Raw genomic sequence first — 25,269 nt, 5'->3', positions numbered from 1 at the left:
TACGTCCTTGCCCGGCTAATCCCGGTTCCTCACCGCGACCCTCGCCTGCGCGCGGTCGAGCACGCCTACGGAAAGCTCCGCCCAGAACGGGCTGTCCAGACCGGCCTCGACGATACCGGCGACCGATGCGCCGGCAGCCGCGAGATCCTCGATATAGATGATCATCAGCTCCTCGCGCGGATCGGCGGGATCGAGGACATGCTTCATCGTCGCATTGATGGTTTCCGCCGGCAGGGTATAGCCGGCCTCCGCCAGGACGAGACGCATCATTTCATTGTCCGAACCGGGCTCGGGGACGTCGGCCGCCCCGATCCCGAAACGCGGGCGGACGTAGAACAGGGCGTCGCCCAGTTCGCGCTGCTCGAGGGATGAGCGGTGGAAGTCGTAGCCCGCCTCGGGGAGGGTCGGCAGATAGGCTTCGAACTGGATCCAGTAGAGCCGGTCGACAATCCGGTCTTCCCCGGCTTCCACGAAGAGATGCATCTCGGCGTCGACAGCGTCGTAGAGCGCCCAGCGCCTGCCGCCGGCATAGACGGCAGCCTCGGGCAGGTCGATGCGCGCATCCGGCAGGTGCGGCGAGGACAGCGAAGCCTCCTCCGCCGTGCGCATGGGGGCGGGCCAGGGCTCGGCCTCGGCGCAGTCCGGCGTCGCGCACGCCTGAAACGCGATCGTCAGGGCGAGTGTACTGAAAGTAAGAGGCATGGGGCTCCGGCTCCGTGTCTGGGTCGCTCAAGTTACGCACAGCAGACCCGACCGATACGGTCGAAACCAGTGAAACATCGGTAAGATCGAAGATTTTTCGCTTTCTCAGGGCGCGCGGGTTCCGGCGACGCGCAGGCGTTCGCCGAGACGCAGAACCAGGCGCTCATAGTGCCTCCGGTCAAGGCCCCCGAAGACAGCGCAGCGCCCCTGCATGGCCAGGCCGGGCGGGCAGCCATGCGGCGGATCGGCCAGCGCCACCGCGCCGGCCAGGGCGGCCACGGCAGCGGAAATCATGACCGTCGAGATCGAGGTGACCGTTATTTTCAGGGCAAAGCTCATGGCACATCCTCCAGATCGCGTTGCCCAGGGAAAACGCACAAGGATGCGATTGGTTCAGTCTGGCGCGCCCCGGGAACGGCACCCGGAGACCACCTAGCGCCTGAACCCCGTCGCCACGACAAAGGTTTCGGCACTCTCACTGCGGGAGCTGTCCGGCTTGAAATGGCGGACCTTTTCGAAATTGGACTTGAGGAGATCGAGGAGTTCGCCTTCGGCGCCGCCCTGGAACACCTTGGCGACGAAATAGCCGCCGGGCTTGAGGGTCTCGACAGCGAAATGGGCGGCCATTTCGACCAGGGCGACAATGCGCAGATGGTCGGTCTTCTTGTGTCCGGTCGTCCAGGGCGCGAGGTCCGAGATCACGCCGTCGGCGGGACCGCCCATCTCGGCTTTCACCAGATCGGGCGCGTCATCCTCGGTGAAGTCGTGCTGGAGCAGGGTGGCGCCGGCAATGGGCTCGATCTCGAGCAGGTCGATGCCGACCACCTCGCTGGCGCCCTGTTTCAGAGCCACCTGCACCCAGCCGCCCGGCGCGGAGCCGAGATCGACGATGCGCTGGCCGGGTTTGAGGAAGTGAAAGCGCTCGTCCAGCTGGATCAGCTTGTAGGCCGCCCGGGAGCGATAGCCTTCCATCTGGGCCTTCTTCACATAGGGGTCGTTGAGCTGTCGCTGCAGCCAGCGCGTGGAGGAGGACTTGCGCCCCCGTGCGGTCTTCACGCGCTCGAACATCTGCTTGGCCGCACGCGCATCGCCGCCCTTGGTGACCGGGCCCGAGCGCCGCCGGCGGCGCTTCTCGCCGCCGTTTTCCGGCGTCTCGCCATTATCCTTGCTGTCGTCGCTCATTCGCCCTGATCCGCACTGGTGTTGTCAGCCGCCTGCTCCGGCCCGCGCTCGCCGCCACGCACCTTGCGCCGACGGCGTCGCTTGCGCGAGCGGCGCATGAGGTTGAGCAGCATGCCTTCGCGCAGCCCCCGGTCGCCGACACGCAATTCGTCCGCCGGCCAGGCCTCCGCCACTGCTTCATAGATGGCGCAGCCCGCCAGTACCAGCTCCGCCCTGTCGGCGCCAATGGTCGGTTCGGCGGCGCGGCCCGCCACGTCGAGATTGCGCAGGCGCGCGCAGGCCGCCAGAGCCTCCTCGCCGGTCATCCAGAGCCCGTCGACCTCGTTGCGGTCATAGCGCGGCAGGCGAAGATGCACGCCGGCCATGGAGGTCACGGTCCCGCTCGTGCCGACCAGATGGCCGCGGCCTTCCTTGAAAACCCTGCGCATGGCACGCGCGCCGCGCGGCGTCTTCATGAGACCGGCCGCATAGGCTTTCATGTCGTTGTACCAGGTCTCGCGATCCTCGCGCTCGGGAAAGCGCTCGGACAGGGTGACCACGCCGACGGGCGTCGAGCTCCAGGACTTCATGGGCGGCCGTCCGCCGCTTTCCGGACCGCCGCGCTTGCGCCACTCGCCGATATCGACCCAGGACAGCTCGGTCGAGCCGCCGCCGATATCGATCACCAGAGCGGCATCCTTCTCCGGATCGAGCAGATCGACGCATCCATGCACCGCAAGGCGGGCCTCTTCCTCCGGCGAAACGAGATCGAACTCCAGCCCGGTCTCGGCCTTCACGCGCGCCAGGAAGGCTTCGCCATTGCTGGCCGCGCGGCAGGCCTGGGTCGCGATGGAGCGGTGGCGGACCACATTCTGGCGCTTGATCTTGGCGGCGCAGACCTTCAGCGCCTCGACCGCCCGGTCCATGGCGCCGTCCGACAGGCAGCCGTGCGCATTGAGGCCTTCGCCAAGGCGAACGACCCGCGAGAACGCATCAATGACCTGGAAGCCCTGCCCCGTCTTCTGGGCCAGCAGCATGCGGCAGTTATTGGTACCCAGATCAATCGCGCCGTACACCGGCGCCTGCGACCTCCGCCGCCCGCGCCGTTTGCGTCCGGCGGACTGCTTCCCCGCTGAGTTCCGGGGTGCCGTCTCCGCCATGTTCTACCTCTTGCCGACCGGCGCGCCAGCCATGACGGGGCGCGGCTCGAATCGGCTTCATTTCAGTGTCGCGAGCAGAATACCTGTCTTGCAACTGCCTGCAAGGATGCGTGACGGAAGACACACAAAATCGTAGCTTATTGCTTCGCGAGCCCCATATGGGGCGTGTAAAGTGAAGTTCAGCGAAGAGTACCAATACGCGCCATGATCATCCGCCAGGCCAAATTCGCCCTCGGAGACGTTGTCAGGCACCGCGTTTTTCCTTTCCGCGGCGTCATCGTCGACGTCGATCCGGAATTCGCCAACACCGAGGAATGGTACCAGTCCATCCCGGAAGATATCCGTCCGGCCAAGGACCAGCCCTTCTACCATCTGCTCGCGGAGAATGAGGACAGCTATTACGGCGCCTATGTCTCCGAACAGAACCTGCTGCCCGATGCAGAGAATGGCCCCGTCGGCCATCCCCAGGTCCCCGAGGCCTTCGAGGGGTTCGACGGCACGCGCTACACGCTGCGCCCCGACGGCGATTTGACCCACTGATCCCGTCCCAGGGGCCCGGATGGCCCGCGACTTGCTGCATCTGACCCGGAACTCTCAATCTGGGACAGGCGCGAGCCTGACGGACATATGGTCAAGACACGGAATCTCGGAATCGACACGCTGCGCGGCGTTGCCTGCCTGCTGCTGGTCGCCCTGCACGTCATCGGCGAACAGCCGGAACACGGACTGCGGGTCGCCGACGATCATCCGCTGGCGCTCTTCACGGCGCTCTTCTTCCATCTGCGCATGCCGATGTTCGCCATGCTGTCCGGCTTCGTCTACGCTTACCGCCCGGTTGGCACGGGCGGTTTCGGCGGCTTCATGGCCGGCAAGCTGCGCCGTCTCGGCCTGCCCTTCCTGTTCGCCGCGGGCAGTTTCTGGGCCATCAACACCGCCTTGGGCGGCGGCTATGGCGTCCCGCTCCCGGAAGCCTGGAAAGTCTTCCTGCAGCCCTATGCGCAATTCTGGTTCCTGCAGTCCATCATCGTACTGTTTGCGGTCATCGCGATCGCCGACACGCTTTTCCCGCGTTCGCCCTTCAATGTGGCGGTCGGCTTCCTTGTGATTTCCGGTGCCCTCTTCCTGTCGCCTGTGGCGAACGGAATCGAATGGTTCTCGCTGGAGCGGACCTTCTATCTCGCGCCTTTCTTCGCCTTCGGCATCGTGCTGAACCGGATCGGGCCGAACCCGCCACGCATCCTCGTCGGCACGGTTCTGGTGGGCCTTCTCCTGGTCTTCACGCTGAATGCGCTGAACGTGTTCGCCGACCCGGCAGCCCCGCTCGTGCGCCGTACGGCGGTCGGCCTCAGCCTGGGTCTCTGCTTCTCGGGCTTCCTGATCCTGAAGCATTTTTCGATCAAGCCGCTGGCCTGGATCGGGCACCACTCCTTCACGATCTACCTCTATCACATGTTCCCGGTCATGGCCCTGCAGATGGCCTATGAGATCATCTTCCGCCCGGAACCCTATGTCGGCCTGGCACTCGGCTTGACGGCAGGAATAGCCGGCCCGATCGTTCTCCACCTGATCGTGGAACGGATCGGCGGATGGCCCATGCTGATCGCCCTCGGCCTCTCGCCGAAGAAAGCCAAGCCGGCCCCGGTCGAACAGGCCGCGGAACCGGCCGCCCAGACACCAGCTCCGGCCTCCGCGCCCAACCCGCTGGCCTGGCCCGAAGCGGGACGCTAGCCCCGCCTGACGCGGAACGAGAAACGCCCGCTCCTCACCGGAGCGGGCGTTTTCATGTGCGGTTTTCGCGTCAGGCTCAGACCTTCACGACTTCCTGTTCGATGGCGCCGAAGATGGACTTGCCGTCCTTGTCCTTCATCTCGATCCGGACGGTGTCGCCGTAATTCATGAAGGGCGTCGAGGGCTTACCGTCCTTGATCGTCTCGATCATGCGGATCTCTGCGATGCAGGAATAGCCGACGCCGCCTTCGGAGATCGGCTTGCCCGGGCCGTCATCGAGCTTGTTGGAGACCGTGCCGGAGCCGACGATCGTGCCGGCGGTGACCGGGCGAGTCTTGGCCAGGTGGGCGACGAGCTGCGGGAAGTCGAACGTCATGTCGATGCCGCATTCGGCCTTGCCGAAGGCTTCGCCGTTATACTTGACCAGAAGCGGCAGGTGCAGCTTGGCGCCGTCCCAGGCATCGCCCAGCTCGTCCGGCGTCACGGCGACCGGCGAGAAAGCACTCGGCGGCTTGGACTGGAAGAAGCCGAACCCCTTGCCCAGTTCGGCCGGGATAAGGCCGCGCAGCGACACGTCGTTGACCAGCATGACGAGACGGATCGACTTGGCGGCTTCCTCGGTCGAGCAGCCCATCGGCGCATCGCCGGTGATGACGGCGATCTCGCCTTCCATGTCGCAGCCCCAGGCCGTATCGCCGAGCGGGATATCGCCGCGCGGCGCGAGGAAGGCGTCGGAACCGCCCTGATACATCAGCGGGTCGGTCCAGAAGCTGGCCGGCATCTCGGCGCCCCGGGCCTTGCGGACCAGTTCGACGTGATTGACGTAAGCCGAGCCGTCAGCCCACTGATAGGCGCGCGGCAACGGCGAGAGCGCATCGCGCTCATGGAAGCGCTCGCGCGGAATGGTTTCGCGCTCGAGTTCTTCGGACAGGCTGCGCAGCTCGGGCTCGCAGCGGTCCCAATCGTCCAGGGCGGCCTGAAGCGTGGGGGCGACCTGACTGGCATCGGCGCACCAGGCCAGATCCTTGGAGACGACGACCAGCCGGCCGTCCCGGCTGTCCGAACGAAGCGTTGCGAGTTTCATGTGACTGCGTCCTTGGTTCGTGGTGATCGGTTGGCTGTGGATAGGCGGCGGCGTACCCGTCCCGGCACGTCCGCGGGAAATCAGGTGATCAGGGCGCGCGGCAGGATGCCGTCACGCGGGGATGCGGGAAAGAGGCTGTAACTCCACTCGATGATGGCGTCGAGTTCCGGCCCGAGCGATTTGGCGATCTTGTCGGCGTCTTTGGCGCGCCGCCCGGGCCCATAGGCCTGGCTCGCATCCTTCGCATCACGCCGGAAAAGCGGACCCGATGCGACCTCTGCCGTCACCTCGCTGCCCAGCTCCAGTCCGAAGAAGCCGTCGACCGCAGCGAGCGCCTCGGCCGGGCGCTTCACGAAGCGGTCGCCGTCCAGTGAGGCGGTGCGGGATGCGTCGTCAGCCTTCAGCCCCGCCAGCATGCTCGCGACCTGCATGTGCCAGACGATCGCCGCGATCTGGAGATCGGACATCTGCAGAAGCTGACGCTGGTCCATCTTGGCGACCGGGTGCCCGTCCATCGCAAAAATCGTGAAAAGGCGGCGGGCGAAGGACCGTCCTGACTCGCCCTTCTTGGCGATGGAGACAAGGAAGGCCTTGAGGTTCGAGGTCAGAAAGAGATGGCGGCTGTCCGGCAGGAGCCGCATCACATCGCCGATCAGATTGTTGACGGTATTCGTGGGCTTGATCGTGACATGTCCTTCCCCCGCCGGTGCCTGACCGAGCACGGGAAGCAGGCGTTGCAGCCAGCCCTGGGCCGCCGCCTCGCCCTGCATGCGCTTTATGTTGGCGACTTCCATCAGGGCCGCCGGCTCTTTCAGGCTGAAATTCGCGCCCGGCCTGTCGAGGCACCGGGCCAGCAGGGTCGAGCAGCAAAAAGCCGAGTGCCAGATGAAGACCATCGGCACGGGCTGGCCGGCTGGCCGGAGCGCATCGATACGCTCCTGGCGGACGGGGAGTCCGGTCCGGTCCCAGCGCTCGTCGAGAAAGGCCGCGTCGGCGATCGCCGCCCGGCCGGTCTGGCACAGCCTGACCATGCCGGATCTCGCATCGATGGCGTCCGGGTACCAGAAGGCTTCGGTCAAGGCGCCGCCTCGACCGTGCGGAAACTGCCATCCTCATTCATCCATTCCAGGATGCCGTTATGGATGGAGAAGCGCGCACCGTGGAGCTCGAGGCCCCGTTCGCGGATCGCGTCGGCGACGAAGGGGAATTCCTTGAGCCGCTCGACCGAATGCCGCACGGCGTTGAGTTCGAGATGGTCGCAGACCTGCGCCATGTCCCCGTCACCGACACGCTCGACGACTTCGGCGCGCGCCGGCTCGATCGGCTCCAGCCAGGGGCCGAGATAAATGCTTTCGATGTTCTCCAAACCGCCGGCGCACGCGGCGATACCGCCGCACTGGCCGTGTCCCATCACGACGATGTTCTGAACCTCGAGCGTACCGACGGCGAACTCGATCGCGGCCGAGACACCGTGACGTCCGCCATCGCAATCGACGGGCGGTACGAGATTGGCGACATTGCGCACCACGAAGAGATCGCCCGGGCTTGCGCCGAAGATATGGGCGGGATCAACGCGGCTGTCCGAACAGGCGATGATCAGCGTATGCGGGGACTGGCCCTCGGCCAGTTCGTCGTACAGGGAGCGCTGGGCCGGATAACCGTCTTTCCGGAAGCGCTGATAGCCTTCAAGCAGGGGCGTGGGAGGCACGGCGGTTGGCATGCTGTCTCCTGATTCCTTCACCGAGCAGAATTGCGGCGGTTTCGATGACGGGTCCCGGTTTTAGTTGCAATTGAAACTGAATAGAAGCCCGCGCGAACAGCCAAAAAAAGGGCCGGAGCGTCGCCGCCCCGGCCTCCAGTAAAGCATGTCTGATCGGTTGTCCGGGAGGAGCATCCGTTACATGCAATTCGTCAGGGCGAGATTCGCCTCCACTTCGTCCTCCCCGGACGAGCTGGTATTGGCCGCCTGGAAATCCGCAAGGGCGCCGGGCCGATCGCCCGACAGCCAGCGCGCAACGCCGCGATTATTGAGGGCCCGCCAGGCACCGTCGCGCAAGTCGAGCGCAGCATCGCAGGCGGAGATGGCGTCGGCGTGCGCGCCGGACATGGCAAGAGCGCCGCACTGATTGGAATAGGCTGCAACCTTGTGGCGGTTCGAGACGCCCGAATCGACGACCGTCTCGCCGATATTGGCCGCATCATACCATTCGCCACGCGACAGGGCATTGTACTGGGCCCGCACAGCGCCGTTCGCGGTGCGGTGAGCCGCCACCTGCGGCCCGGCTTCGCAACTCTGCGCCTCGGCGGTCAGAGGGGCGGCTAGATTGGCGATCGCGGCACAGGCCGCAGCGAGAAAAATCGTACGCATGGGAATCCCTCCGGTAAACAGCGTTCACATTTAGAACGAAGTTCTGCGTATGGAATTGACGAATTCAGGATCGCCGGAATACATATCTGTATGGATGACTGGTCAGACTATCTCGTCTGCCTTGCTGTTTCCGAAGCAGGCAGTCTCACCGCCGCCGCACAAGTGCTCGGCGTCTCCCAACCGACCGTGACACGGCGGCTGCAGGCGCTCGAGCATCGATTCGGCGAGCCCCTCTTCGATCGCGAGCAGGGGCAGACCAAACTGACCCCGCTCGGCCACAAGGTGGTCGCCCACGCGAAACGCATGCGCGAGGAGGCTTCGGCCATCGAGCGCGCGGCGATCGCCCAGGACCAGGCCCTGTCCGGACTGGTCGTCGTCTCGGCCTCCGAAGGGCTCGGTGCCGACTGGCTGCCGCGTGCCCTCGCGAGCTTTCAGCAGACCAATCCCAATATCGGGATCGAAATCGTCATCAAGAACAATCCCGCCAATCTCGCCGACCGCGAGGCGGACATCGCCATGCGCTGGAACGGGCCGGGGACGCAGCAGAGCCTGATCGGACGTCGCGGCGCCACGGTCGGAGCCGGCCTCTACGCATCGCGCGAATACCTCGAGGCCAACGGCCGCCCGGAAACGGTCGAGGACCTCGCCGATCATCGCGGCGTCGGCTGGTCGATCGGAGATTATTTCGGCTGGCCGAGCACCGCGTCCGGATCGCCGGTCCTGCCGCTACAAATCTCCTTCAAGGCCAACAGCCCTGCCAGTCATGTGAAAGGGCTGGAGGCCGGGTTCGGCGTTGGCATCACGTCACACCGCCTCGCCCTCCAGACGGAGAATCTGGAACGCATCCTGCCGGATTTCGAATCCTCGCTGGACCTCTGGGTCGTGGCTCACGAGACGGTCAAGCGCAGCGCGCGCGTGCGAGCCGCCTTCGATCACATCATCGACCAGATGCAGCGCGACGCCCGCTATTTCACGCACGGAGAACGGTCCGTACTTTAAAATCACGTCACTCTTCGTCGCCGTAAATGGCGATGATCGGCTCTCCGCCCGCCGTCAGGCGCGCACGATACATGCCCGGCGTGTTGAAGCTCCAGGCGATCTGACCGTCCGGCGCCAGCGCGACGATACCGCCATCGCCTTCCAGGGCCGTCAATTCGTCCGTAATCACGCGATCCGAGGCGTCCTGCAGGGACATCTCGCCGACTTCCATCAGCATGCAGATGCGGCTGGCGACGGTCAGGCGGATGAAATACTCGCCCGTCCCCGTCGCGGAGACGCCGCAGGACGCGTTGTTGGCATAAGTGCCCGCGCCGATGATCGGACTGTCGCCGACACGGCCCCAGCGTTTTGCGGTGGTGCCGCCGGTCGACGTGCCGGCCGCGATATTGCCGTCCCGGTCGAGCGCGACGACTCCGACCGTTCCGAAGCGGTGTTCGCGCGCATCGCGGAGCAATTCGCCATGATCCACCGGCTCCGGTTCGGGCGCGCCCTCCGGGCGGGGCGGAATATCCAGCCCCAGCGCGCCGAGGGCACGCTCCATCGAGGCCCAGCGGCGCTCGGTGAAGAAAAAGGCCGGCGCGACGATTTCCAAGCCCTGCTCGCGCGCGAAGGTCTCGGCCCCTTCACCCTGGAGCATGACGTGACGGGAATTTTCCATCACTTCCCGGGCCAGCGAGATCGGGTGGCGCACCTGGGTGACACCGGCGACGGCACCGGCATTCAGGGTCTCTCCGTCCATGATGGACGCGTCGAGCTCATTGCGGCCGGCAGCGGTGAAGACCGCGCCCCGGCCCGAATTGAACAGCGGATCGTCTTCCATCCCGTTGATGACCGCTTCGATCGCGTCGATGGCACTGCCGCCGTTTTCCAGCACAGCCTCACCGGTCTCCAGCGCCTGCGCCATGGCGGCACGGTATTCGGCTTCGCGTTCCGGGGTCATCGCGCCGCGCTCGATCACGCCGGCTCCGCCATGCACGACGATCGCCCAGTCCGGCGCTTCGTTCTGTGCCGTCGCGGCCGGTGCGCACATCAAGCCCGCCAGGGCCGCACTCAAGATCAGACGCTTCATGACAAACTCCCGTTATCTCCGGGGCGAAGCATTCAATCTCGCCGCTGACCTGACAAGCCTGAAGAGCGGTGCGCCGCGGGAAACCGCCTATCCGTCCGCCAGAACCCGAACCCGCGACCGTGTCGCGCGCCCGGCATTGTCGACGGCCATGACGGAATAGAAGCCGGGCCCCGGCGGATGCCAGACCGGCTCGCCCAGCGCATTGCGCCTCACCGGTTCACCGTCGGCATACCAGTCGAGCCGGCCCTCGGCCTGTGCGGAGAGAACGAAACCGCGGCCCGCGCGATCGGCCCAGACCTCCGCGCCATCAGGCGGGAAAAGTATATGCGGCGCCGGATCGGCATTGAAGGCATCGAGCGTGTCCGGCGTCTGCGGCAATGGCGCCTCCCCCGTATGCGTAACCGCGCCCGGATCGACACGGTCGATACCATCTACCAGTCGGAAGAGAAGCGGCAGCGCCCCCTCGCGCCCCGTCACCCCTTCGCGCGGCGCGCCATCCGGCCGTCCGGTCCAGACGACCACCGTATAACGGCCTGCCACGCCCGCGGCCCATGCATCGCGAAAGCCGTAGGACGTTCCTGTCTTGAAGGCGATATCCGGTGCGTTGCGGGCCAGGTCCGATGGCATCCGGCCGCCGGGATGCGGTGCGCGGCGGAGGATGGACAGGATTTCCTCGGCCGACTCGGCGGAGACGATCGCCTGCCCGGTAGCTCCACCCGCCCGGACGGCATCGCTTTCGCGCCAGACCAGGGGACGAGCACTTCCGCCATCGCCCAGCGCCGCATAGAGCGTCGCCAATTGCCTCACCGTCAGACCGGCGCCTCCGAGCGCCACGGCGAGACCGCTATCCTCGCCCGCCTGGCGCGGGCGTTCGGGATGGGCGCCGGCAAAGCCGAGCGCGGCGTTGAAGCGGCGGGCACCGACACCGTCGAGCATGCTCACGGCCGGCACGTTGAGCGAATGCTGCAGCGCCTCGGCAATGGTCACATCGCCCCGGAACCGCCGGTCGAAATTGTCCGGCTGATAGCCGGAAAAGCGCCGGGGCAGATCCGCGATCCGGGTTCCGACGCCCGCCAGCCCGTCATCGAAGGCCATGGCATAGATAAAGGGTTTCAGCGTCGAGCCCGGCGAGCGCGGCCGGTCGGTCAGATCGATCCATCCACCGGCGCGATTCCGGTCGGCAGACCCCGCCATGGCACGCACAGCCCGGGTCTCGGTCTCCACGATCATCGCTGCGAACTGGACCGCCTCTTCCGTATCGGCCAGCGCAACAGCCAGCTGAGCCTCCAGCATGCGCTGCAGAGAGATATCCAGCGTGGAGACGATCTCGGTCGGAGAGGATTCCCGGACGAGACTGTCCGCGGCGTGCCAGGCCCTCGCGGGAAATGCCCGGCGGCGCGGGGCCGGATCCTGCGCAGCGTCGGCGGCCGCCGTCTCCCGGGCGAGCCCGGCCACGGCGAGGCGTTCCAGTACGCGACCGCGCGCCGTGATCGCAGTCCCCGGCCGCCGGTCGGGCCGGCGCGCCTCGGGCGATTGCGGCAGGGCGATCAGGAGCGCGATCTGCTCGATGGTGAGCGCATCCGGCTCACGCCCGAAATACGCCCAGGATGCGGCGCGCACGCCCTCCAGATTGCCGCCATACGGGGCGAGCGTCAGATAGAGCTCCAGAATTTCGCGCTTGTCGTAACGCAGCTCCAGCTGCACCGCCCGTGCGATCTGGAGCAGTTTCGCGCCCACGGTCCGCTCCCGCGGCTCGATCAGACGGGCCAGCTGCATGGTCAGCGTCGAGCCGCCTGACACGATGCGCCCGCTCAGCAGGCTGTCCCGGCTGGCCCGCAACAGGGCCAGCGGATCGACGCCGGGGTGGCTGTAGAAGCGCGCATCTTCATAGGCCAGCAGCGCGTCGATGAAGTCCGGATCGATACTTTCGACATCTGCGCGCAGTCGCCAGCGCCCCTCCGCCACCGGAAAGGCCCTGAGCACCTCGCCATTGCGGTCTCTGACCACCCGCGAGACCGGCAGGTCCGGATCGAGCGGCGGCGGGAAGATCTGGTCGAGAGCGAGCGCGGTCACGGCAAAACCGAGCACGCCCAGCATCACCCAATAGCTGCGCCCGAGGCCATATGTCCGACTAAGGCCGAGCATGCGCCTGTGCCCTGCTCCCTACTCGCCGCGCGGTGCGATCGAGACCCGCCCGGTTTCGCTGCGCGCGAAGGTGTCCGCGCGATACATGTCCTCGGCGGCAGCGCCCGGAAGCGTGTACTCGCCCGGCGTCACGGCGCGCACGATATAGGCGAGGCGGAAAATCTCGCGATTGCGCAGGTCCATGGCTGCCACGAAGCGGTCGTCGCGGCTTTCCGCGATCCGCGGCGTCTCCAGCCGGCCAAGCCAGCTATAAATGCCTCGCGGTCCCGCATCGCGCGGCTCCACCACGGCCTCGATCTCGAAGCCCGGCGGCAGCAGGTCCACCAGCACGGCCGGGATCAGGCGTTCCCCGTCCGGGGCGACCGCGATGTCCACGACCAGCCTGTCGCCCTGGACGATACGCTCGGGATCCACGAAAGCACCGTCGAGGCGGCGAAGCCGCTTGCGCACTTGCATGCCCTCGGCCGCTACAGCCGGTGCCTCGCGGCTCTCGCCATGGGCGACCCGGGTCACCCAGACGGGACCATCGCCACCAGCCTCGAAGCTCACGCCGTCGGCGAGCGCGGCCGTATCCATGACGAAGAGGTGCGGATCGCCGGACGCGGGTGTGACCGCGGCATTCACCTCGACCGCATCGGCGCCGTCGCTCAGGGCATGGGCCGCCATCAGCAGAAAGGCTTTCTCCTGGGTGGACAGGCGCGACGGTTCCGGCAGGTCGACCGCGACGCGCTCGGCCAGACGGGCGACCCGCTCTGCATCGCCGGCCTCGGCAGCCATGGCAAGCACGCCGGCCAGATCGCGGCGCGGCGTCTGATACCAATTGCCGGTATTGGTAAAGCCCAGCGCCGCTTCCGCCGCGTCGAAGGCGTTCCGGGAGCGGGCCCGGTCGCCGATCATGTGAAGGGCCGCGCCGAGCTGGGCCATCGCCAGCGGATTGCGCATCTCGTCAAGCCGCTCGTCATGCATGTAACGCAGGCGGGAGCGATCCACGCGCCCGGCACGCGCCAGCACGTAGAGCGCATAGGCTGCCGAGCGGTCCGAGAGAAGCTCGGCGCTGTCGGTCTGGCCGAACCAGTCGAAGATGAAGGTGTTGTAGCCGTTGACCCGCCACATCTCCTGCGCGGCGATGTGCTCGAGTGAAGTGTAGGCCCGCTCGAGCGCGGCATCGGGGACGGTGTAGCCGGCCTCTTTGGCGCGTGCCAGGAAGTCGACCGCATAGGCTCCGATCCAGGGCCGCGCGCCACGATCGCCGATCCGCCACAAGCCGATCGTGCCGTCATTGGACTGCCGGTTGAGCAGTGTGGCCACGGCCTCCTGCACTCGGGCACGCGCGCCCTCGACACGTTCCGTGCCGGCCGCGCCCGCAAGCGGATCGGAATAGAGCAAGGGCAAGGCCACGCTCGTCATCTGCTCGGTGCAGCCATAGGGGTAGCGATAGAGCGATCGCAGCAGCGCCGCTTCATCCAGCGGGGTCGGCGAGAAACTGACGGAGAGCTCCGCGGTGCCCGGCAGGAAGGCCGCCAGCTCGGACGCATCCAGCTCCAGCGCATCGCCCGGCATGAGCCGGCTTCGGGTCACTTCGGAAGAAGGCAGCCAGGCCGTGCGCACTTCGATGGGATAACTACGCGAGACCGAGAAGTCGGCCGGACCGTCTATGGCGAGACCGATTGCGCCGATACCGGCATCGCGGCCCTCCAGCGGATGACGGCGGTCGATGCGCTGTCCTTCATCCAGCTCCAGCGTGTCGCTGACATCCGCCACGACGGCGCCCTCGGCCGAAATGGCCGCCGTATAAGGTCCCGCAGGACCGTCGACATTGTCGATGGTCAGCGTCGCCGTGCTGCTGTCGCCCGGCGCAAGGAAGCGCGGCAGGATAAGCTCGGCGGGGACATCGTCGCGTACGGTGAGCGGTCGGGCGGCCTGCCCGACGCTGCGCTCCGACCAGGCCACGGCCATGAGACGCAGCTCGCCGTTGAAGTCGGGAATGTCGAGACTGACCGTCGCCTCGCCATTGGCGTTGACGGCTACAGGTCCGCTATAGAGCGCAACCGTACGCGTGGGCACGACGGTCAGGCCCGCACCGCCGATCTGGTCGCCGCCCGAGCGCACCGGTGCCGCGGCACCCTGGTTCGGGTCGAGCAGGCGTCCGTAGTCGTCGTAGAGATCGACATCGAGAGCCGTCTTGCCGAAATACCAGGTCTGTGGATCCGGCGAGGCGAAGCGTGTCAGGGCCAGAATACCCTCGTCGACAGCAGCAACCGTGACCCAGGTCCCGCTGCGCGGCGCGCCTTCGACCGTCAGGTCGAGCGCCAGGGTCTGGCGCGGTTCGATCCGCTCGGGTGCGTCGAAGCTGACTTCGAGCGTACGGTCGCTGGTATCGACGGGAATGTGCGCGACCCCGACGGCCCGTCGCGGTGCCGGGCGGTCGACAGGGTGGCGCGGCGTGTAGACCGAGACCATGGCATAGGTCCCCGCCCCCCAGTCCTCGGTAACCGTGAAGGCCAGCTCGGCGCCGCCCTCGGGCACCGTCACGGAGCGCGTCTCGATGACCCGGTCGTTGGCGATGACCACTTCGGCCTCGCCCGGATAGGGCGGCAGGATGGAAAGCGATACCGTGTCGCCGATGGCGACGGCCTCCTCCGGTCCGGAGAGCGCGACCCGGTCGGGTGCTTCGACACCCGGCTCGGACGTACCGCCCCAGCCGACCCAGAAACTGGCGCTGGCGGACATGTCGCTGGCGGCATCCTCGACGACGATCTGGTAATTGCCCCAGTCGAGGGCACGGATATCGAGGGTTTCCGGACCGGTCCCGTCGAGCGTCATGACGCCGTTCTCGATCTCGACGACATGGCGCGACCGGCGCCATTGCCAGCGTCCATTGTTCAGACGGTACCAATCATAGGACCAGTCGACCCGTACCAGCCGCCAGCTGATATCGGCAGCCGTGGGGATTCCGTCCGGAGCCAGTGCGACAAGATCGAACGCCGTCTCCCGATTGCGTTGCGCGCGGCCCTCGAATTGCGGACGCAGGCCGAGATAGAGATCGGCCGGGCGATAGGGGATGCGGACATCGTCGGCCACGGCCCGGCCGCCAGGCTCGATGGCGGAGATCACGGTGCGGATGCGCAGCGGCTGTGTCGCCTCAAGCCCGGTCACCCCCGGATCGATGCGCTGCACCGCATGGCCGGAACCGTCCGCAACCGTGTCCGGCAAATCCCGGCTGACCTCGCGGAAAGGCTCGTCCGCACGGCCGAAACGGAAACCGTCATAGTCCGGGAATGGATTGGGGTCGGCTTCGATGCGCAGACGTGCCTCGACCGGCAGGCCGGCGCCCGGCGCGCCGTAGAGGAAACGGATATCCGCCGCCACTTCCCGCGTCTCGCGTGCGCCGATCGGCGTCTCGTCATCCGCATCCAGGTCCAGCGCGATGCGCTGCGGCACAAAGTCCTCCACCGAAAAGCGCGTCTGGGCGATGCGGCCATAGCCGTCCATCTCGGCGACGATGCGCCACTCGCCGCGTGCGGCGGCACGAGGCAGATCGTAATCCCAGAACACCGAACCGGCCTGGCGGGCCGTTTCATGGCGGATACTCGCTGCCTCCAGCCCGTTCGGGCCGTAGAGGGTCAGCGTGACGGGCCGGTCGGCGATGGCCTCGGCTTCCGCGTCGCGCGCCATGGCACCGACATGCACGGTCTCGCCGGGCCTGTAGATGCCGCGGTCGAGCCAGAGGAAGCCGTCAGCCCCGTCAGGGCGTTGGCGGCCGCCGACATTCTGGCCGGAGAGGTCCACCGGATTGCGATTGAAATCGAGCACGGCGAAATCATTGTCCGGCCCGTAGGCCGTCAGCAGGCGTGGCGCCATGGCCCCCTCACCCCGGGTCAACGGACCGGCGAAGCGCGCCCGGCCGGAAGCGTCGGTGACCGTGCTGCCGAGGATTTCATTACTGCGGGCGACGAGATCCACCTGCACGCCGGCAACGGGACGTGCGGTCTGCAGCGAGCGAACGACGAGATCGACGCCGTCCTGCCCGCGATAGGCGGTCAGGGCGAGATCGGTAATGACCAGCCAGCGCTCGGCGCGGGCCGGTGAGCGAGAACTGTTTTCGCGCGCCGCCGCATCGCCGACGCGGATGAAATAGGCGCCGGGCGACAGCCGGCCGATCGCCTCTGCGATGGGGAAAACGGTGGTGACGGGCGTATTGAGCGCACCGTCCGTGTCCATTTCGCCTTCCCAGACACGCTCACCGACACCGCCGGGGCGCTCGTCGGAGGAAAGCCAGTTATACTCGCCTTCGGCGCCATTATAGCCGGTCGTGATCGAGCGGAAGGCGAGCGCGCGGTCATTGATGCGCCAGACCTCGACATCCACCGTTTCGACATTGACGGTTTCGATGGCCAGCCCGTCCGCATCCAGGCGCGGCAGGATCACACCGTCGCCGGCTATGCCCACAAAAGCGGGGCGATCGCCGAAATCGATCTCGACACGTTCGTCCGAGAGGAGCCCGTCACCATTGGAGGCCGGAAGCCCCTCGCGCAGGGTCAGGCTCTGCCCCTCGCCGAATCCGAGGCCGCCGACGCAGAGGGTCTGGCCGCTGACCGAAAGCGCGACCGGCCGGTCGGGATCGAGGTCGATATAGGCGCTGTAATCGGCATCGGGGTCGAGCGGATGGGTAAAGCCCAGACAGAGCTCAGGAGAGTCACTCTCGACCGAAATCGTATAACGCAGGAAGGCGAACTGGGACGGTGTTTCCGGCGCCGCGCGCGGGGCGTCGGCATCGCGGCCGGTCAATGCCGGCCCGGTCGGCTCGAGCTCGTCGCCCGTTTCCTGCGAGCACCCAGCCAGTGCCGCCGCTGCGACACACGCGATAACTCCGTTGCGCCAGAACCCCATCATGTCTCTCCCTGTCCGTCCCCGAAAAACAACCATAGGACAAGGCCGGAAAGATGGCACTCATGAATTGGAAAGGTGGCCGTCTCAGGAGCAGATTGTGGCAGCAGGCACACGCCCCGTTCAGTCCACCGGGATTCCGCACAGCGCCGCGATGGTCTTCCAGGGGATGGCCGCGGAGGCGATGCCGAGACCGGCGATGGCGAGGCCGACCGGTATCCTAACCGTGGTGCGCCGGGCCGCCCGCATCATGGCCTCGGCACCGAACGCCGTCGCCGTTACGGCCGGCAGCGTGCCGAAGCCGAAGCCCAACATGATCAGTGCCCCGCTCATCGGGTCGGCGGACAGCATGGCGTAGAAGAGTGTGGCATAGACCATGCCGCAGGGCATGAAGCCCCAGACGAACCCGGCGAGGACGGGACCTGCCCGGTTCAGGGTCAGGCCGAGGGGCGCCTCAAGGAAGCCCGCGACTCGGTATCCGATACGGTCGAGACCCGCCAGCGAGGGCGCCCAGCCTGCGACGGAAAAGCCGATATAGACCAGCACGGCGCCTGCCGCCCAGCGCAGGACGAGATGCGCCACCTCCCGGTCGAACGCGAAATAGGCGGAGGAGCCGAGCGCCGCGAGCACGATACCCGCGGTGACATAGGCGAGAATCCGCCCCGTCTGCATCAGCAGGATCGGCTCGGCTCGCCGCCCCTCGCGCGCGAAACCTGCCGTCAGCCCCGCAGCAATACCGCCGCACATGCCGACGCAATGCAGGCTCGAGGCAAAACCGGCGAGCAGGCCACCGGCGAAGCCGAAAGATGCGAGACTGTCAGGCGCCATGCGGTCGAAACTCCCTGCCGCTGTCATCCGACGCGGCACGCAGCGAGAAAAGTGTGGCGTAGTGACGCAAAGCAGAAAACCATTGTATAGGAAAGACTATTCGGGGAGGTGAGCATGGTTCGACTTGAAACGGTGCGCCGGGACGCACCCTGGAATTGGCTCAAGGCCGGCTGGACCGACCTCAGACGCGCACCGCGCGTCAGCATCGGTTACGGGCTGATATTCGTGACCGTCGGCCTGCTGATATCCGTCGGCTTGTGGTTCACGGGCGGCGCCACGATCATTCCTGTGGCACTGAGCAGTTTCGCGCTGATCGCTCCGGCACTGGCCATCGGCATCTATCAGGTCAGCCGGGCTTTCGAGCGGGGCGAGGAACCGCGGTTCCGGATCGTGGTTTCGCGCTTTCCCTCGCGCATTTCCCAGATCGGCTTCCTCAGCATTCTCCTGCTCATGCTGCTCTTCGTCTGGATTCGCGCAGCCCAATTTCTGGTCGCGATTTTCGCACCGGACGGACCGCTCACACCCGGCCCCTTCATCGAATTCATGCTGACGGATCCGGCGGGACTGACCTTGCTGGTCGTGGGCACGCTGATCGGCGGCACGCTGGCGGCGATCGCCTTCGCCATGAGCGCGCTCTCCTTCCCCATGCTGGTCGATCAGGATGTGGACGCGGTGACGGCCCTGGTGGCGAGCTTCCGGGCCGTTATCGACCAGCCTTTCGTGATGATCACCTGGGCCTGGCTGATCGCCTTCATGATCGTGGCGGGCAGTGTCTTCTTCCTTGTGGGGCTGGCCGTCACCTTCCCCTGGGTCGCGCTGGCGACCTGGCACGCCTATCGGGATTTCGCACCCAAGCCGACAGTCTAGAACGCACAGATTCGGACACGCTGCGGTCCGGCTCGTCCGGGCCGTCCGCGACCGGACTAGTCGTCCTCGCGCGGCGGGATCGGCTTGTCGTCGTCCATGAGGATGCGCTGGGCCGCGCCGTCCATATCCTCGAACTGGCCGCTGCGAATACTCCAGAGGAAACCGGCGAGGCCGAGCGCTCCCAAGGCAAGCGCGACGGGAATGAGCCAGAGCAGGACGGACATCAGCGCGACAACCTCAATGCGTTCAGCGTGACAAGGATGGACGAGGCCGACATCGCGATCGCGGCCACGAGCGGGGTCACGAAACCCGCGACGGCCATCGGCACGGCAATCGCGTTGTAGATCGCCGCGAGACCGAAATTCTCGAGCACACGGGTCTTCGCACCGCGCGACACGTCGAGCGCAAGCAGGCTCGATTCGAGGGCATCGCCCTGAAGCACGAAATCCGAGGCCGCCTGCGAGATCTCGGCCGCCGAAGCGAGGGAGACGGAGACGTCCGCCGAGGCCAGCGCCGGCGCGTCATTGATGCCGTCGCCGATCATGGCGACACGGGCTCCATCCGATTTCAACGCCTGGATACGGGCGATCTTGTCCTGGGGTTTGAGCTCCGCCTGCCAGGCTCCGATACCGAGCGCATCCGCCACGCCTCCGACCGGACCTTCACGGTCTCCGGAAAGGAGCTCGACCGTGCAGCCGCGCGCCTCGAGGCCGGCGATCGTAGCCCTTGCATCGGACCGAATGCGGTCGCGGAAGCGGAAGCGGACCGGTGCCTCGCCCTCCACCTGCAACCAGGCTTCCGTATGGGGCTCGCTGTCGCTGTCCAGCCCCATCCAGCGCGCAGAACCGAAACGGACCACACGCCCTTCGCCGTCCTGCGCCTCAAGCCCGCCGCCCGCGATTTCACGGACATCCTGCGCCGCCTCGCCCATCCCGGCCGCATCCGCGACCGCGCGCGAGAGCGGGTGCCGGCTGGTTCGGGCAAGTCGTGCGGCGGCTTCGAGCGTTCCGGCTGGCAGAGCCTCCGGCTCGACCAGGCGCGGGCGCCCCTCGGTCAGCGTGCCGGTCTTGTCGAAGACGACATGATCGATCGTCGCCAGCCGCTCCATGGCATCGCCGGACTTCACCAGCACGCCGCCGCGATAGAGCCGGCCCGAGGCGACGACCTGGACGGCGGGTACCGCCAGGCCCAGCGCACAGGGGCAGGTAATGATCAGGACCGCAATCGCATTGATGATGGCCGTGCGGGGCTCCCCCGCGACGATCAGCCAGCCGACCAGGGTCAGGGCAGCGAGAGAGTGCACGACGGGCACGTAGAGACGCGCAGCCCGGTCGGCCAGCCGGACATAGCGCGAGCGGCTCTGCTCGCCGGCTTCGACCAGCCGCGTGATCTCGGCCAGCAGGGAGTTGTCCCGGTCCGCGGACGCCTCGACGACCAGTTTGCCCTCCAGATTGAGCATGCCCGACCAGATGTCCGTTCCCGGTGCCGCCGCCACCGGCGCGGTTTCACCGGTCACCAGCGAACCGTCCAGCATGCCCTCGCCCTCGACAATGCGTGCATCGACCGGTACGCGGTCGCCGGCAGCAAGGACGAGCCGGTCTCCCGCCTTCACCTCGCGGGCGGGAACGGCCTCGATATGACCGTCCGCGCGCAAGCGGTTGGCGGTCGCGGCCTGCATGGCGGCGAGACCCCGTGCGGCCTGGCCTGCTCTCGCCCTCAGCCGCATGTCGAGAAAACGTCCGATGAGCAGGAAGAAGAGCAGCATCGCGGCCGCGTCGTAGAAGGTGTCGCCATGCCCGATGAAGGTCTCGTAGACCGACAGGCCGCAGGCCAGGAAAACGGCAAGCGAGATCGGCACGTCCATATTCACATGGCCCGAACGCAGCGCCGCCCAGGCCGAGCGGAAGAAGGGCTGGCCGGCATAGGCTGCCGACGGGAGCACGATCAGCGCGGAGATGCGGTGCATGAGCGCCTGCGTCGCCTCGGTCATCTCCAGCCCGCCGGCCCAGACCGAAACGGAGAGCAGCATGACATTGGCCATGGCGAAGCCGGCCACAGCCATGGCGCGCAGCAGGCGCCGCTCCTCTTCCTTCTGCGGATCGGTATCGAGTTCCGGCTCGTAGGGCGTGGCCGGATATCCAAGCCGCCCCAGGAGGTCGACGAAGTGACGGGCCGCGTCCGGCTCTCCCTTCCAGTCGACGGCCAGACGTCCTGTCGAGAGATTGAGGCGCGCATTCTGGACGCGCGGATCCTCGCGCAGACCGGATTCGATCCGCGCGATACAGCCGGCACAGGTCGCACCGCGAACCATCAGGTCGATATGCGCTGTCTCGCCGGAAACGCGGACGAAGGCTCTCGGATCGACCTGGCTGCCGGGGCCGACCGGAATATCCGTGTCTATGGCAGCCATAGATCGTGTTCCATCTCGAAGGGAAGCTCGCCCGTATTGATCGTGTGCACGCGCCACTGCCCTGCTTCGCGGCAAGGCAGATCGACACGGTAGACACCCGAGCGGTCCTCCTCGAAGACCATCTCGCAATCGCGCGAGGTATCGGTCGGATGGATCATGGCACCTGCGAGCTGAAGGCCCGAGACGGGTGCACCTTCGCGGTCGAGAACTTCTATCACCAGCCCGTCATCGACGAGATTGTAATGTGCCGACCAGCCGAGCTCCTCCTGGGCGCGGCGGCGCTCCAGGGTCTCGTTGTAATTGAGTCCCTGGACGTAGGAGCGCGGCACGTCCTCACCCGGATGGGTTCGCAGGGCGAGCGTGATGAAAGCCGCATTCACGCCGATCGTGACACCGAAAAAGGCCAGGATCAGCACCAGCACATGCCAGCCGCGCAATGGATTGAAAGGCGATTTCACGACTCAACTCCCGTAACGATGACCGACCGCGTTTCCGCCACCTCGCCGGTCAGCGGATCGACGACGCGGAAGCGGAACGGTTCGCGGGCGCCGTCGATGGCATCGGCCGGAAGGGTCAGATAGATCACGAAATCCCGCGTCCGGTCGGCCTCGACATGCAGTCGCATGGGCGCGTCCTCCGACGCACCGAGCACACGTGGCATGATGCGCGCATCGCCGTCGATGATCAATTCGAGCGCGCGTTCCTCATTGGCCTTGTTGACCACTTTGAGCGTGTAGCCATTGCGCACCGAACCATCTGACAGGCGGACATAGTTGGGATTGCGGTCACGCGCCGAATTCAGTTCCAGCTCGGTCCGGGTCAGCAGGCCGGCCAGCATGACCAGCGCCACGAGACCGAAGGCGACGGCATAGACCATGGTACGCGCGCGAACGAAGCGATAGCGCGGTTTCTCGCCGGCCTGGAAACGGTCGATATTGTCGTCGGTCTCGTAGGTGATCAGCCCCTTGGGACGGCCGACCTTGCCCATGATGTCGTCGCAAGCGTCGATGCAGAGCGCGCACTGGATGCATTCGAGCTGCGCGCCGTCGCGAATATCGATCCCCATCGGGCAAACGGCGACGCACTGCTTGCAGTCGATGCAGTCGCCGCGCCCTTCCCAGGTCTCGCCCTTCTTGTGAGCGCCGCGCGGCTCGCCGCGATCGATCCGGTAGGTGACGTTGAGGGCCTCGCGGTCCGTCATCGCGGCCTGGATGCGCGGCCAGGGGCACATATAGGTGCAGACCTGCTCCCGCATCATGCCGGCCAGCGTATAGGTGGTGAAGGTCAGCACACCGGCGAAGAGATAGGTCGAGGCCGCCGCCTGGCCGGTGAAGAAATTCCCGATCGTCTCGTAGGCGTCGTGGAAATAGAGAACCCAGGCGCCCCCCGTCGCCAGGGCGATGAGCAGCCAGACCGCGTGCTTGCCCGTCTTGCGCCAAAGCTTGTTGAAGCTCCATTTCGCGCGGTCCAGCTTCATGCGGGCATTGCGGTCGCCCTCGAACATGCGCTCGACCATGATGAAGAGATCGGTCCAGACGGTCTGCGGGCAGGCATAGCCGCACCAGACCCGCCCGAACAGCGCCGATGCGAGGAATAGCGCCAGCGCTCCGAGGATCAGCAGGCCCGTGATGTAATAGACTTCCTGGGGCCAGATCTCGATGAAAAAGAAGTAGAAACGGCGACCGGCGAAATCGACCAGCACGGCCTGGTCCGGCGCGTCGGGCCCGCGATCCCAGCGCAGGAAGGGCACGAGGTAATAGATCCCCAGTGCGACCGCCATGACGATCCACTTCACCGAGCGGAACTTGCCGTGCGCCAGCTTGGGATAGATCTGCTCGCGCTTCTTGTAGAGCTCGCGCGTCTCCGCGGCATTGACCGCTTCGGCCCTGGAACGCCGCACACCGGGCGCCGCCATGCGCTGTTTCGCTGTCTCAGACATGGCGGCGTTTAGACCCGGAATTGATGCGCTGCACCATGCGACCTACTGCCCCGTGAGACCGCCTGTCGCAGGCTCCCCGCCGCCCAGCAGATAGACGTAGGCGGCCAGGGCATCGATGGTGGCGTCGTCGAGACGGCCTTCCCAGGCCGGCATGACGCCGTAAGGACCGCGATAGATGGTGTTCATCACCTGATCGTGGCTGCCGCCATAGAGCCAGTTCTGGTCGGTCAGATTGGGCGCCCCCTGGGACCGGTCTCCCGATCCGTCCGGCATGTGGCAGCTGGCGCATTGCTGATTGTAGATCGCCTCGCCATTGGCCAGCGACCCGGCATCCGACTCATGCCCCGTGAAGGACAGGACATAATCCGTCACATCGCTGATCTGCGAGCGCGACAGCAATTCGTCGCGGCCGAAGGCCGGCATCTGCGAAAAGCGCGTATCGGGGTGTTCCGCCCGGATGCCGTAGCGCAGCGTGGTGCGGATATCCTCATAGGTGCCGCCCCAGAGCCAGACATCGTCATTCAGGTTCGGATAACCCACGAAACCCTGGGCGCCCGTACCGTGACAGGTCGAGCAGTTGTCGCCGAAAGCCGACTCGCCGGCCGCGCGGACGAAGCCCAGCAGGTCGGGATCATTCTCGATCTCGCTGATCGAAGCTCCTTCCAGACGGGCGAACCCGCCGGCGCGGGAGGCTTCGAGCGCCTCCATGGCCATGGCCACATTGGCCCGCTCGGAGTGGTCGCGGAGACCACGCGTATGGTCGGTCTCGCCGGCCATACCCGGCAGCGCCGGCCAGGCCGGCATGAAGACCCAGTAGATCACCGACCAGACGACTGTGGCGTAGAAAATGTACAGCCACCAGCGCGGAAGCGGCGTGTCGAGCTCCTTGATACCGTCCCATTCATGGCCGGTCGTCTCGGTGCCCGAATGGGCGTCTGTTTCACGTTCGTGATCATGTCCGGACATGGTTCGCGTCCTCGTTCTGATCTGCCGTTTCCGGCGTGTCCCCTTCAGTGAGCGGCGACATGGCCGCCCGGTCGAACCGGCCCTGATTGCGCGGCCAGAGCGCATAGACGAGCGCTCCGGCAAAAAGCGCGACGAAGAGCAGGAGGCCCCAGGTCTGGGCAAAGCTGGATAGGATTTCGTACATCGCGCTACCTCAGATTCTCGTCCGCTTCGGCCTCATAGGTGGAGAAGTCCACCATGGTGCCGAGGACCTGCAGATAGGCGATGAGCGCATCCAGCTCCGTCACCCGGGAGGGGTCGCCGTCGAAATCGCGGACCACCGCGCCGGGGTAACGCTCCAGGAAGGCGTCATAGTCCGATGCGAAGGGATCGAGCTGCGTCTCGATGTCCGAGACCGCGGCCTCGATCATCTCGTCCGTATAGGGCACGCCCACCCGGCGCAGCGCCCGAAGATTGGCGTCGACATTGTCGAAGGCCAGCTCGGACGTTTCCAGGAAGGGATAGGCCGGCATGATCGATTCCGGCACCACGGACTGCGGATCGCGCAGGTGATCGGCATGCCACTCGTCGGAATACTTGCCACCGACCCGGGCCAGATCCGGTCCCGTCCGCTTCGAGCCCCACTGGAAGGGGTGGTCGTACATGCTCTCGGCGGCCAGCGAATAGTGGCCGTAGCGCTCCACCTCGTCGCGCAGCGGGCGGACCATCTGCGAGTGGCAGTTATAGCAGCCCTCGCGAATATAGACGTCCCGTCCCAGCTGCTCGAGCGGCGTGTAGGGCCGCACGCCCTCGACTTCCTCGATCGTGGAGTCGAGATAGAAAAGCGGCGCAATCTCGACGATACCTCCGACGGACACGGTCACCAGAATGCCGACCGTGAGGATCAGCGAGTTTTTCTCGAAGAGCTTCTTGTGAAGATCGCTCCACAGACTTTTCTTGCCTGACATCGTGATCCC

Annotated in this window: 23 protein-coding genes; 4 read left to right on the top strand and 19 right to left on the bottom strand. The window is 66.3% G+C overall.

Annotated elements, in window-relative coordinates; all coding sequences use genetic code 11:
* Window positions 1–15: 15 nt before the first annotated feature.
* The 4 genes from AC13HB_RS02170 to AC13HB_RS02155 all read right to left on the bottom strand — a co-directional run bounded on the left by AC13HB_RS02170 (window position 16) and on the right by AC13HB_RS02155 (window position 2,939).
* Window positions 16–702 (bottom strand): hypothetical protein, encoded by a 687-nt coding sequence (locus AC13HB_RS02170; RefSeq protein WP_482948076.1) that lies wholly within the window; start codon window positions 700–702, stop codon window positions 16–18.
* 105 nt (window positions 703–807) lie between these two features.
* Entirely contained in the window at window positions 808–1,041 is a 234-nt protein-coding gene (locus tag AC13HB_RS02165) for a hypothetical protein (RefSeq protein WP_482948075.1), read from the bottom strand.
* 93 nt (window positions 1,042–1,134) lie between these two features.
* Window positions 1,135–1,884, bottom strand: coding sequence for an RlmE family RNA methyltransferase (locus AC13HB_RS02160; protein ID WP_482948074.1), 750 nt, complete (start codon window positions 1,882–1,884; stop codon window positions 1,135–1,137).
* The gene (locus AC13HB_RS02155; RefSeq protein WP_482948073.1) at window positions 1,881–2,939 is read right to left on the bottom strand and encodes a Ppx/GppA phosphatase family protein; all 1,059 of its coding nucleotides are present in this window, start codon (window positions 2,937–2,939) and stop codon (window positions 1,881–1,883) included. Before AC13HB_RS02155 ends, AC13HB_RS02160 begins: the two co-directional genes overlap by 4 nt.
* 288 nt (window positions 2,940–3,227) lie before the next feature.
* Between AC13HB_RS02155 and hspQ the strand changes: the two genes are divergently transcribed.
* Both hspQ and AC13HB_RS02145 read left to right on the top strand, forming a co-directional pair.
* Window positions 3,228–3,563, top strand: a complete 336-nt coding sequence (gene hspQ, locus AC13HB_RS02150; RefSeq protein ID WP_482948072.1) for a heat shock protein HspQ — start codon at window positions 3,228–3,230, stop codon at window positions 3,561–3,563.
* Between the two features lie 87 nt (window positions 3,564–3,650).
* The gene (locus tag AC13HB_RS02145; RefSeq protein WP_482948071.1) at window positions 3,651–4,751 is read left to right on the top strand and encodes an acyltransferase family protein; all 1,101 of its coding nucleotides are present in this window, start codon (window positions 3,651–3,653) and stop codon (window positions 4,749–4,751) included.
* A 76-nt stretch (window positions 4,752–4,827) separates the two neighbouring features.
* Here AC13HB_RS02145 and AC13HB_RS02140 read toward each other — a convergent pair whose 3' ends face one another.
* From AC13HB_RS02140 to AC13HB_RS02125, 4 genes are all read right to left on the bottom strand, one after another.
* Entirely contained in the window at window positions 4,828–5,835 is a 1,008-nt protein-coding gene (locus AC13HB_RS02140; RefSeq protein WP_482948070.1) for a fumarylacetoacetate hydrolase family protein, read from the bottom strand.
* Window positions 5,836–5,915: 80 nt separating this feature from the next.
* A complete protein-coding gene (locus AC13HB_RS02135) occupies window positions 5,916–6,914 on the bottom strand; it encodes a hypothetical protein (protein WP_482948069.1) in 999 nt (332 codons plus the stop codon).
* Window positions 6,911–7,555, bottom strand: a complete 645-nt coding sequence (locus tag AC13HB_RS02130) for a carbonic anhydrase (RefSeq protein WP_482948068.1) — start codon at window positions 7,553–7,555, stop codon at window positions 6,911–6,913. Before AC13HB_RS02130 ends, AC13HB_RS02135 begins: the two co-directional genes overlap by 4 nt.
* A 177-nt stretch (window positions 7,556–7,732) precedes the next feature.
* Complete coding sequence (locus AC13HB_RS02125; RefSeq protein ID WP_482948067.1) at window positions 7,733–8,203, bottom strand: hypothetical protein; 471 nt, start codon at window positions 8,201–8,203, stop codon at window positions 7,733–7,735.
* 90 nt (window positions 8,204–8,293) lie between these two features.
* Here AC13HB_RS02125 and AC13HB_RS02120 point away from each other — a divergent pair, with 90 nt between their 5' ends.
* Window positions 8,294–9,202 carry a LysR family transcriptional regulator gene (locus AC13HB_RS02120; protein ID WP_482948066.1) on the top strand — a complete coding sequence of 303 codons (909 nt, stop codon included), beginning with the start codon at window positions 8,294–8,296 and terminating at the stop codon, window positions 9,200–9,202.
* A 7-nt stretch (window positions 9,203–9,209) separates the two neighbouring features.
* Here the strand turns inward: AC13HB_RS02120 and AC13HB_RS02115 are convergent, their stop codons facing one another.
* The 4 genes from AC13HB_RS02115 to AC13HB_RS02100 all read right to left on the bottom strand — a co-directional run bounded on the left by AC13HB_RS02115 (window position 9,210) and on the right by AC13HB_RS02100 (window position 18,131).
* Window positions 9,210–10,271 (bottom strand): isoaspartyl peptidase/L-asparaginase family protein, encoded by a 1,062-nt coding sequence (locus tag AC13HB_RS02115; RefSeq protein WP_482948065.1) that lies wholly within the window; start codon window positions 10,269–10,271, stop codon window positions 9,210–9,212.
* 87 nt (window positions 10,272–10,358) lie between these two features.
* Window positions 10,359–12,416: a penicillin-binding protein 1C gene (pbpC, locus tag AC13HB_RS02110; protein ID WP_482948064.1), complete on the bottom strand. Its 2,058-nt coding sequence runs from the start codon at window positions 12,414–12,416 to the stop codon at window positions 10,359–10,361.
* An 18-nt stretch (window positions 12,417–12,434) separates the two neighbouring features.
* The gene (locus AC13HB_RS02105; protein ID WP_482948063.1) at window positions 12,435–17,306 is read right to left on the bottom strand and encodes an alpha-2-macroglobulin family protein; all 4,872 of its coding nucleotides are present in this window, start codon (window positions 17,304–17,306) and stop codon (window positions 12,435–12,437) included.
* Between the two features lie 120 nt (window positions 17,307–17,426).
* A complete protein-coding gene (locus tag AC13HB_RS02100; RefSeq protein ID WP_482948062.1) occupies window positions 17,427–18,131 on the bottom strand; it encodes a sulfite exporter TauE/SafE family protein in 705 nt (234 codons plus the stop codon).
* 114 nt (window positions 18,132–18,245) lie between these two features.
* Here AC13HB_RS02100 and AC13HB_RS02095 point away from each other — a divergent pair, with 114 nt between their 5' ends.
* Window positions 18,246–18,998 (top strand): DUF2189 domain-containing protein, encoded by a 753-nt coding sequence (locus AC13HB_RS02095; protein WP_482948061.1) that lies wholly within the window; start codon window positions 18,246–18,248, stop codon window positions 18,996–18,998.
* 56 nt (window positions 18,999–19,054) lie between these two features.
* Here AC13HB_RS02095 and ccoS read toward each other — a convergent pair whose 3' ends face one another.
* The 7 genes from ccoS to ccoO are packed head-to-tail and all read right to left on the bottom strand — an operon-like array spanning window position 19,055 to window position 25,260.
* Window positions 19,055–19,222: a cbb3-type cytochrome oxidase assembly protein CcoS gene (gene ccoS, locus AC13HB_RS02090; RefSeq protein ID WP_482948060.1), complete on the bottom strand. Its 168-nt coding sequence runs from the start codon at window positions 19,220–19,222 to the stop codon at window positions 19,055–19,057.
* Window positions 19,222–21,408 (bottom strand): heavy metal translocating P-type ATPase, encoded by a 2,187-nt coding sequence (locus tag AC13HB_RS02085; protein ID WP_482948059.1) that lies wholly within the window; start codon window positions 21,406–21,408, stop codon window positions 19,222–19,224. The genes ccoS and AC13HB_RS02085 overlap by 1 nt, the downstream gene beginning before the upstream one ends.
* Complete coding sequence (locus AC13HB_RS02080) at window positions 21,396–21,866, bottom strand: FixH family protein (RefSeq protein WP_482948058.1); 471 nt, start codon at window positions 21,864–21,866, stop codon at window positions 21,396–21,398. The genes AC13HB_RS02085 and AC13HB_RS02080 overlap by 13 nt, the downstream gene beginning before the upstream one ends.
* Window positions 21,863–23,347: a cytochrome c oxidase accessory protein CcoG gene (gene ccoG / locus AC13HB_RS02075; RefSeq protein ID WP_482948057.1), complete on the bottom strand. Its 1,485-nt coding sequence runs from the start codon at window positions 23,345–23,347 to the stop codon at window positions 21,863–21,865. The genes AC13HB_RS02080 and ccoG overlap by 4 nt, the downstream gene beginning before the upstream one ends.
* 42 nt (window positions 23,348–23,389) lie before the next feature.
* The gene (gene ccoP, locus AC13HB_RS02070; protein ID WP_482948056.1) at window positions 23,390–24,313 is read right to left on the bottom strand and encodes a cytochrome-c oxidase, cbb3-type subunit III; all 924 of its coding nucleotides are present in this window, start codon (window positions 24,311–24,313) and stop codon (window positions 23,390–23,392) included.
* On the bottom strand, window positions 24,300–24,497 hold the full coding sequence (locus AC13HB_RS02065; RefSeq protein ID WP_482948055.1) for a cbb3-type cytochrome c oxidase subunit 3: 198 nt from the start codon (window positions 24,495–24,497) through the stop codon (window positions 24,300–24,302). The genes ccoP and AC13HB_RS02065 overlap by 14 nt, the downstream gene beginning before the upstream one ends.
* A gap of 4 nt (window positions 24,498–24,501) precedes the next feature.
* Complete coding sequence (ccoO, locus tag AC13HB_RS02060) at window positions 24,502–25,260, bottom strand: cytochrome-c oxidase, cbb3-type subunit II (RefSeq protein ID WP_482948054.1); 759 nt, start codon at window positions 25,258–25,260, stop codon at window positions 24,502–24,504.
* Window positions 25,261–25,269 lie beyond the last annotated feature (9 nt).

The organism is Maricaulis sp. B-26 (assembly GCF_056857855.1).
Note: the sequence above shows the minus strand (reverse complement) of the source record. Positions and strands in the feature narration are given on the sequence as shown.

What these genes read in the sequence shown, in the direction of transcription:
- AC13HB_RS02145 (WP_482948071.1), top strand. Translation starts at nt 3,651, where the DNA reads ATGGTCAAGACACGGAATCTCGGAATCGACACGCTGCGCGGCGTTGCC.
- pbpC (WP_482948064.1), bottom strand. Translation starts at nt 12,416, where the DNA reads ATGCTCGGCCTTAGTCGGACATATGGCCTCGGGCGCAGCTATTGGGTG.
- ccoG (WP_482948057.1), bottom strand. Translation starts at nt 23,347, where the DNA reads ATGTCTGAGACAGCGAAACAGCGCATGGCGGCGCCCGGTGTGCGGCGT.
- ccoP (WP_482948056.1), bottom strand. Translation starts at nt 24,313, where the DNA reads ATGTCCGGACATGATCACGAACGTGAAACAGACGCCCATTCGGGCACC.
- AC13HB_RS02125 (WP_482948067.1), bottom strand. Translation starts at nt 8,203, where the DNA reads ATGCGTACGATTTTTCTCGCTGCGGCCTGTGCCGCGATCGCCAATCTA.
- AC13HB_RS02095 (WP_482948061.1), top strand. Translation starts at nt 18,246, where the DNA reads ATGGTTCGACTTGAAACGGTGCGCCGGGACGCACCCTGGAATTGGCTC.
- AC13HB_RS02105 (WP_482948063.1), bottom strand. Translation starts at nt 17,306, where the DNA reads ATGGGGTTCTGGCGCAACGGAGTTATCGCGTGTGTCGCAGCGGCGGCA.
- AC13HB_RS02160 (WP_482948074.1), bottom strand. Translation starts at nt 1,884, where the DNA reads ATGAGCGACGACAGCAAGGATAATGGCGAGACGCCGGAAAACGGCGGC.
- AC13HB_RS02165 (WP_482948075.1), bottom strand. Translation starts at nt 1,041, where the DNA reads ATGAGCTTTGCCCTGAAAATAACGGTCACCTCGATCTCGACGGTCATG.
- AC13HB_RS02065 (WP_482948055.1), bottom strand. Translation starts at nt 24,497, where the DNA reads ATGTACGAAATCCTATCCAGCTTTGCCCAGACCTGGGGCCTCCTGCTC.
- hspQ (WP_482948072.1), top strand. Translation starts at nt 3,228, where the DNA reads ATGATCATCCGCCAGGCCAAATTCGCCCTCGGAGACGTTGTCAGGCAC.
- AC13HB_RS02140 (WP_482948070.1), bottom strand. Translation starts at nt 5,835, where the DNA reads ATGAAACTCGCAACGCTTCGTTCGGACAGCCGGGACGGCCGGCTGGTC.
- AC13HB_RS02085 (WP_482948059.1), bottom strand. Translation starts at nt 21,408, where the DNA reads ATGGCTGCCATAGACACGGATATTCCGGTCGGCCCCGGCAGCCAGGTC.
- AC13HB_RS02100 (WP_482948062.1), bottom strand. Translation starts at nt 18,131, where the DNA reads ATGGCGCCTGACAGTCTCGCATCTTTCGGCTTCGCCGGTGGCCTGCTC.
- ccoO (WP_482948054.1), bottom strand. Translation starts at nt 25,260, where the DNA reads ATGTCAGGCAAGAAAAGTCTGTGGAGCGATCTTCACAAGAAGCTCTTC.
- AC13HB_RS02115 (WP_482948065.1), bottom strand. Translation starts at nt 10,271, where the DNA reads ATGAAGCGTCTGATCTTGAGTGCGGCCCTGGCGGGCTTGATGTGCGCA.
- AC13HB_RS02170 (WP_482948076.1), bottom strand. Translation starts at nt 702, where the DNA reads ATGCCTCTTACTTTCAGTACACTCGCCCTGACGATCGCGTTTCAGGCG.
- AC13HB_RS02130 (WP_482948068.1), bottom strand. Translation starts at nt 7,555, where the DNA reads ATGCCAACCGCCGTGCCTCCCACGCCCCTGCTTGAAGGCTATCAGCGC.
- AC13HB_RS02120 (WP_482948066.1), top strand. Translation starts at nt 8,294, where the DNA reads ATGGATGACTGGTCAGACTATCTCGTCTGCCTTGCTGTTTCCGAAGCA.
- ccoS (WP_482948060.1), bottom strand. Translation starts at nt 19,222, where the DNA reads ATGTCCGTCCTGCTCTGGCTCATTCCCGTCGCGCTTGCCTTGGGAGCG.